Origin of the sequence: Roseateles chitinivorans (assembly GCF_002761755.1) — a bacterium.
Classification (GTDB): domain Bacteria; phylum Pseudomonadota; class Gammaproteobacteria; order Burkholderiales; family Burkholderiaceae_C; genus Roseateles; species Roseateles chitinivorans.
Genome location: NZ_PEOG01000189.1, coordinates 1 through 416 on the forward strand (window position 1 = coordinate 1; position 416 = coordinate 416).

Genomic DNA, 416 nt, shown 5'->3' on the forward strand with positions numbered 1-416 from the left:
CAGGTCGCTGACGGCCTGCGCCCGCGCGAGCTGCGCGGCCTCCAGGTCCTTGCGCGCGGCGATGTCGGCGTCGAAGAGCAGTTGCTGGCGGTCGAGCTCGCGGCCGGCCTGGGCGGCCGCGTCGCGGGCCTTGGCGGCGTCGCCGCGGGCGGCGCTCAGGTCGGACGAGTCCAGCGTGAAGAGCAGGTCGCCCGCGCGCACCGGATCGCCCAGCGCGCGATGCAGCGTCACCACTCGTCCGGCGACCGGCGGCGTGATGCGGGCGAGGTGGTCCGGCAGCGCCTCGATCGTGCCGGGAGCGGCGAGCGGCTGCTAGACGGCCTTGCTCCGCCCCGCCGCGACCAGGAGGCGCTAGCGCAGCGGCTAGTCGGCCGGCACGACCATGTCCGCGCCAGACCGGAAGAACGTCGTGTAGG

1 pseudogene is annotated in these 416 nt (G+C 75.7%); it reads right to left on the bottom strand.

Annotated features, from left to right (window positions below):
• Positions 1-288, bottom strand: a pseudogene (locus tag CS062_RS25320) (efflux RND transporter periplasmic adaptor subunit); the annotation flags it as partial.
• Positions 289-416 lie beyond the last annotated feature (128 nt).